Below are 6,258 nucleotides of genomic sequence, written 5' to 3'. Positions count from 1 at the left end.
GGCGCGGCCCAGAGCTGAACGCCTCCAGAGAACGTGCCAACGACCACACCATAAACCGCGCTGCATACCACGGCGGCCAGTACCATTCCCGCGATCAACGCACCGGAATTCGGGCCGCGCACTTGATGTATGACACGACGCGGCTGGCGCAGGATGGACTCGATGGCGATCACGACGTTCGGAATTGGCGCCAGGTCCTCCGAACCGGCATCGAGTGGCGATAGAGGCGGTTGGCTGGCCGGGACACCGGCCAGAGCGGGTGCTGGAATAAGTGGCGGGGTGTTGGGTTCGTTCATAAGCGTTGAGTGGGTTTGCGTTGGTTCAGGACGAGAGCAAATGACCGATAGCGCGAAAAACTGTCTCGTAGAAGTTGCCTTCAAAGGCGTTCGGACGGAGGAACTCAACCGGCAATCCCGGCGAGCCGATGAACGGACGCAGAATCCAGCAGAGTTGGCTACCGAGAAACAGATTGCCCGCAAGCCATGAGAACAAAACTTTACGGGCAGCGCGTTCGCTGCCGCTCAGGGCCACCAGCAACCGGGACAACCGCACGTTCGCAGTCAGGCCCGCGAAGGCGATGACGACGACCTGAGTCAGTTGAACGAAGTTGTAGGTCGCCCACGGAATCTGCGTCTGACCGGCAAGCGATGGAGTGTTCCAAATGATGAAAGCGACAACAGGCGCGAACGCGCCGAGTACCGCCGCCGCGATCGTGAAAGTCATCAGGACGAGCATCAGCGACTGGCGGAAGCGGAGGTTGAGACCCAGGAGCGGCGCAAGCATGCCATTGAGCACCGCGTTACCCAGCGTGGTGGCCAGGATGACCAACGGAAACTTGATCAGGTTATAGCCGGCCTGAACAGGAGAACGCCAGTAGCCCATCGCCGCACCGTAAAGTCCCGCTCCGGCCACGATGACAGCGACATAGCCAAGGACGCGCCCAGCTTCCCAATGGCCCGCCCAATCCTTGAGGGAATTCGGATCACCGCCAAGCAGCACGGGAATCTGACGGACTTGCAGGTTGGCGCTGGCGGTGCTCACCTGGTTCAGGTCGTTTCGCCAACGGGCGAGCGGCCCGCGAGCCTTGTTTGCCAGGCGAGGTCGGCCAGCGGCAGCGCCATCAGCACGAGCGCAACGCTGAACAACGGCCAGTTAAAACGGGTCGGCAACATGGCCCGCAAAGCTTCCGTCCCTTGATCTGCGGTCTGAATTGCGTCGGCCATGAACACGAATAGCGCGAGCACGACGCCAGCACCGCCGGGCACAAGGGATTTCCAATTAGAACACATCGGGGTGGGTAAGCGTTCAAACTGCGTAACCAGTGTTCCCCACAAAATCATCATCAGCGCGATAGCCATCGGTGCCCAAACCGGTCCCCACCACGGCAACGGAATCAGGAAAAGAATGTCCCAATCGAGCAGCGACTTCGGCCAGCCGGTCATGACCCGCAGGAAGAGGTAGTAAAAAATGTCCCAGATGCCGAAGGCAACGAATGAATAGCCAGCGCGACTGCGCCACGTCGCACCCGCGAGCCAGCCGACAGTGAAGAGCATGACCATCGTGGCGAATTCACGAACCAATTCAGCCTCGCCGAGTCCGGTGGCAATAGGCAACGGATTGGGTTGATAGGGATCGATGCGGTTCACCAGCGTGCGCAGGTAATAGACCACCGCGGCTTCGACCCACGCCATTGCGACCGCGTAGAGAGCGACGACGAGCCAGCGCCTGCACTCCCCGCTATCTCGATTCATCGCTGGTCCTCCTCGCGACCCAATCCAGCAGGAAGAAAGTGGAGACAAAAAATGGATAAATGCCATACAGCGTGTCGCTGACCGAATGCGACTTCCGATCCACGGCCCAAAACACATTCGCGCAGAACGCGAGCGCGGCCGCGACAATAACAAACCCTTGCACCGTTGACGGGAGGTAAAACCAACCCCTGCGCTTGAACCATGCAGTTTTCATATTGATCCTCCTTTGTTGATTGTTTGCCGGAAATTTCGATTGAGTTTACCGGGCGATCACTTTGAAATTCTCGACGAACGCATAAGCCAACAGCAGCAACATCAAACCGCCGGCCAGCGCGAGGCACAGCAGATGACTGAACAGCCGCTTCACCGAGAGCGCGATGACGAATTCCTCGTTCACATTGTCTGCCGAAATGTGAAACGTCTGCCACGCGTTCAACGCAAACACCACCAACGGTCCGCCCAACACGATGACCGGCGATAAAAACAGCTTGAATACTGTATGAGCCAACAGCGCGTCGAGCAAACGGTTTGGCGTTTCGATTCCAAATCCGACATGCAAGATGTTTGTCGTGCAAAGGAACAGTGCGGGCAGGAGGAGGGCCGTGCTGACAAGCCCGAGGGAATGTTTTAGTGGGTTCATGTCGCTTCCGTTCAGCTTGTTGAGCCGAGCTGTTTGTGCGGTTGATAAGGGAGGTTACGAGAACGGAGCACTGGCTCTACGGCGCGGCAAAGCGACAGGATGAAGTGCCTCAACTCACATCTTACCTCTTGAAAGTATTCAGCGCGCGAACCGCCGATCGCGTTGAGGCAAGCGCCATGACTTATCCACAGCACGGTCGCCGCCGCATGGCCGCAGATCCAGAATTGCGCCTGCCACCATGCCCCGCCCAGACCGAGCGGAGAGCGTCCTTTCGACGCCAATCGGTCGCGATGAAAGGCAACGTGGCCCGCTTCATCGTGTAAGATCAGGCCGCACATATCGGCCAGCGGGGCGTCAGGCGAATGACGGCGCAACACGCGGTAATAGGCCGTGCTGACAAGTTCGGTGAGGAGAAGGATTTGGAGTTCGAACCTCACTCCGAGAACGCGACGGCAGAGGCAAAATGCCGTGAAACTCCAGTGCGAATTGATGCGGCGTCCACCGAGTCGGTCCACGGCGCAATCGAGCAACCGCGCGTGCTCGCGCTCCTCGGCGAACCAGAGATCAACGAGAATGCGCGTTTCACTCGTGCTGCCGCGGAATCGTTCTGCGTTGAAGGCGATCAGACAAGCCGGGCCGCCGCCGTCGCCGAGCTGAAACTGTTCCAGCGACGGCAGGAGAGCGGCAAGCACCTCCGGCGAGACGGCCACCGGCGCAGACCAGTTTGGCTCGGGCCGGTTGCGCCGGTTGTGCTCAAAGTGCGCAATCCATTTCGTGTAGTTCATAGGCACCCGGTTCACGCCGCGTCCAGTTCTACGGCTGGTGTGCAAGAAGGACGTTCCACCGAATCATCACCCAACCTGCGGATTGTTTTCTCGACGGAATCAATCAAGCCGTCCGGTGTGGAAGTCCCCGCCGTGATGCCGACCGTCTCCGCGCCCACGAACCATTCGGGGCGCAGGTCCACCGCGGTCCGGACGTGATGCACGCGCATGCAGTGGCGGCCGCACGTCGTGACGAGTTCGCGGGTGTTGTTGCTGTTCGCGCCGCCGATGACAATGACGACGTCGCTCTGTTGCGCCAGTTCGATGGCCGCCGTCTGGCGTTGTTTGGTTGGCTGGCAAACAGTGTCAACGAAGCGGACCTCGGAGCAGGGAAACCGCCGGCGAATCAGAGACACGAGTTGAAGAACGCGTTCGATTGGTTGCGTGGTTTGCGCCGCGAGGCCAAAACGCGGGCGCTCTTTGAGCGCATAGACGTCGGCCTCGCTCAGCACCACGTTGAACTCGGCCAGGTCTTCGGTCAGTCCACGCACCTCCACATGATCACGCCTTCCGATGATGACCGGGTGGCAGCCTTCCCTCACCAGCTTCGCCACAACCCGGTGTGCGAAATGCACGAGAGGACAGGTCGCTTCGACCACCTGCAGACCCTGCTCGCGCACACGGTTCATCATTCGCACCGAGGCGCCGTGGGCGGTGATCATTACCGTGGGCGTGGACACATCGGACGGTTGGTGCTCGAGGTGAATCCCCTTTTGTCGAAGGGACGCGAGCACGGTTTCGTTATGCACCAAATCACCAAGAACGGTGAGAGGCTGTTCTTCGGCCTGTCGCAACGCCAGGGCGATGGCGTCGCGTACGCCGAAGCACATTCCCAGGTGTTCTGCGCGGATTATTTTCATATAAGGTCGGAGCGAGAGTCAGGGTGCCGGGTCAACAGTTCCAATTCTTTGACTTTGTAGTGCAAAGTGTAAGACCAGGAACGTTCATTGATGTTCAAAGAAATTATTTTCCGGGCCGCGTCTGCCCGACGATTTGTTCAAGCAGGTTGATGTAGGTCGTGAACGCCTTCCGGCCCCGCGCAGTGAGCGCGAACGTGGTCAGGGGCCGCCCGCTCTGGAATTCCTTGGTGACGGACACGTATCCTGCCCCTTGCAAGGTGCGGATGTGCGCGGTGATGTTGCCGTCTGTCATGTTCAAGGTGTCACGCATTTCGGTGAAAGACAATTGGGGGGAGGCGCCGAGGAGGGACATGATGGCCAACCGTCCCTTTTCGTGGATCACACGATCGATCTGCAAAAAAAGTTCCGGGTTCACGTTTCATTTTTCCTGGTTTCAGTGAAACCAAGATAGACGCCATAGGCCAGATGCAACCCACCGAACGTCGCGCCCATCAGCCAATGAGCGGTCGCGAGATCGGGCATGCCGGCCGCGTAGCCTCGGGCATTGACAACGGCCAGACTCAGGCATCCACACAGGATAAAGCCCCAGCCAAACAGTTTGATCCCCCGGGGCATGAAGAATCCCGCGGAGTGCAGGGCGCAGCCGTACAGCACCATCCAGATCGGCGGCAGCCACCAAACGTGAAGTGGCTCGCGCCAGGCCGGCCACGCTGCAAGAAGACCACACACGAGCCCGACGAAGAACGCCGGCAACAATGCCTGCACCACGCGTCGCGTCGGTGCGGACCAGACCGGTTCGGCGTCCATCAGGGCCTGCCGCCGGACGACAAACAGTGCGCCCGCCAAGGCAAACACCGATACGACCAGCCAATAGACGGCAAATCCGCGAGGCGACCCGATTCCTGCAAACCACCCGACCATGGCGGCGACGGCGCCCAGCCCGCCGGCCAACAACATCATCGGGGCAAGCGCACGCCTGTAAATTGCGGACCGCTCCATCAATGTCCGGATCACCTGCAGACTTTCTGTTGCCCAGTTCGATTCCATGCCGTTTACTTTGCATTACAAAGTAAAGGAGTCAAGTGGAAAAGCTGGTGCTCGAGAAGTCGGCCCGTAGAACCTCAGCGCGGCAGCGATTCTGGCAGGTCGGCGACAATATAAGCCATGACCGCGAGCGCGGCGGCGCATTGACCTAGATCGTGCGGATTCACCTTGTCCGTCGTGTCGGCGACTGTGTGATGGAACCAGAAGTATTTGGAATTTTCGACCGACAACTCCATAACCGAGACGCGAGAAGGAGAAAGCTGTTCGACATCTGCTCCCCCGCCCCCGGGCACGACGCTTCCGGCGTGGAGCGGATCCAGATATGCACCTACACGCCTGACGAAGGAGATCCCACGGTCGGTCCCCGAAAATGCGAATCCGGTCGGCGGATATGTTCCGTTGTCGGACTCAATCGCCAGAACATGACCGTCAAGCTCGCCGCGATGTCTCTCCGCATAGGCCTTCGCGCCGCGCAGTCCGTTCTCTTCATTGGTCCAAAGCACCACCCGCACCGTCCTGCGCGGGCGCAACCCCAACTTGTGCATGAGCCGGACCGCTTCCCAGGCCGCGAGACAGCCGCCGCCATCATCTTGCGCGCCCTGGCCAACGTCCCACGAATCGAGATGACCACTGATCAGCACAATCTCTCCAGGCTTTTCGCGACCGACAATTTCTGCGACCACATTTCGCGACCGCGCGTCCTCCAGAAATTTCGCCGACATTTTCAAGTGGGCGACAATGCCCATGCCACGATTCTGCCAGCGTTGCAATTGTTCCGCATCTTCAACGCTGATCGCTGCGTGTGGTATCTCCGGCACGCCATTGCTATACGTCATCATGCCCGTGTGCGGCGTGCGCAGTGAAAACGGCGTGATGGAGCGCGTGAGGCTGGCGACCGCGCCGGCCCTGGCGGCCTCAATGGCGCCGGCCAAGCGGTAGGCCACGGTCTGGCCGTAATCAACGAACGGCGCATTGAACACAACGATCCTGCCACGCGCGTCGCTTTGGTGCCGACGCAGTTCCTCGAAACTGCTTACAACCAGAACCGGCGCTTCGATGCCTTCGCCATCCGTGCCCACGCTTCCGCCCAGACCCAGCATGGGCAGGGGTTCGCGAACCGGCTTCCGCAATTCAAGGGA

10 protein-coding genes are annotated in these 6,258 nt (G+C 59.7%); all 10 read right to left on the bottom strand.

The genetic code is table 11. The annotated features are described in order from the left end of the window. Positions 1-296 (bottom strand): hypothetical protein (locus tag VN887_14425; protein ID HXT41204.1); only part of this gene is annotated, 296 nt, incomplete at its 3' end. 25 nt (positions 297-321) lie between these two features. Then, positions 322-1,041, bottom strand: coding sequence for a hypothetical protein (locus tag VN887_14420; GenBank protein ID HXT41203.1), 720 nt, complete (start codon positions 1,039-1,041; stop codon positions 322-324). Positions 1,042-1,046: 5 nt separating this feature from the next. Further along, entirely contained in the window at positions 1,047-1,751 is a 705-nt protein-coding gene (locus tag VN887_14415; GenBank protein ID HXT41202.1) for a hypothetical protein, read from the bottom strand. After that, complete coding sequence (locus VN887_14410) at positions 1,738-1,965, bottom strand: hypothetical protein (protein ID HXT41201.1); 228 nt, start codon at positions 1,963-1,965, stop codon at positions 1,738-1,740. Before VN887_14410 ends, VN887_14415 begins: the two co-directional genes overlap by 14 nt. Positions 1,966-2,010: 45 nt before the next feature. Next, entirely contained in the window at positions 2,011-2,391 is a 381-nt protein-coding gene (locus VN887_14405) for a hypothetical protein (GenBank protein HXT41200.1), read from the bottom strand. A gap of 11 nt (positions 2,392-2,402) precedes the next feature. Next, complete coding sequence (locus tag VN887_14400) at positions 2,403-3,176, bottom strand: ferritin-like domain-containing protein (protein ID HXT41199.1); 774 nt, start codon at positions 3,174-3,176, stop codon at positions 2,403-2,405. Between the two features lie 11 nt (positions 3,177-3,187). After that, positions 3,188-4,075, bottom strand: a complete 888-nt coding sequence (gene ispH / locus VN887_14395; protein HXT41198.1) for a 4-hydroxy-3-methylbut-2-enyl diphosphate reductase — start codon at positions 4,073-4,075, stop codon at positions 3,188-3,190. A gap of 103 nt (positions 4,076-4,178) precedes the next feature. Further along, on the bottom strand, positions 4,179-4,490 hold the full coding sequence (locus tag VN887_14390; protein HXT41197.1) for a transcriptional regulator: 312 nt from the start codon (positions 4,488-4,490) through the stop codon (positions 4,179-4,181). After that, positions 4,487-5,122: a hypothetical protein gene (locus VN887_14385; GenBank protein HXT41196.1), complete on the bottom strand. Its 636-nt coding sequence runs from the start codon at positions 5,120-5,122 to the stop codon at positions 4,487-4,489. Before VN887_14385 ends, VN887_14390 begins: the two co-directional genes overlap by 4 nt. Before the next feature lie 74 nt (positions 5,123-5,196). Next, positions 5,197-6,258 (bottom strand): M20/M25/M40 family metallo-hydrolase (locus VN887_14380; GenBank protein HXT41195.1); only part of this gene is annotated, 1,062 nt, incomplete at its 5' end.

Origin of the sequence: Candidatus Angelobacter sp., assembly GCA_035607015.1 — a bacterium.
Classification (GTDB): Bacteria; Verrucomicrobiota; Verrucomicrobiia; order Limisphaerales; family AV2; genus AV2.
Note: the sequence above shows the minus strand (reverse complement) of the source record. Positions and strands in the feature narration are given on the sequence as shown.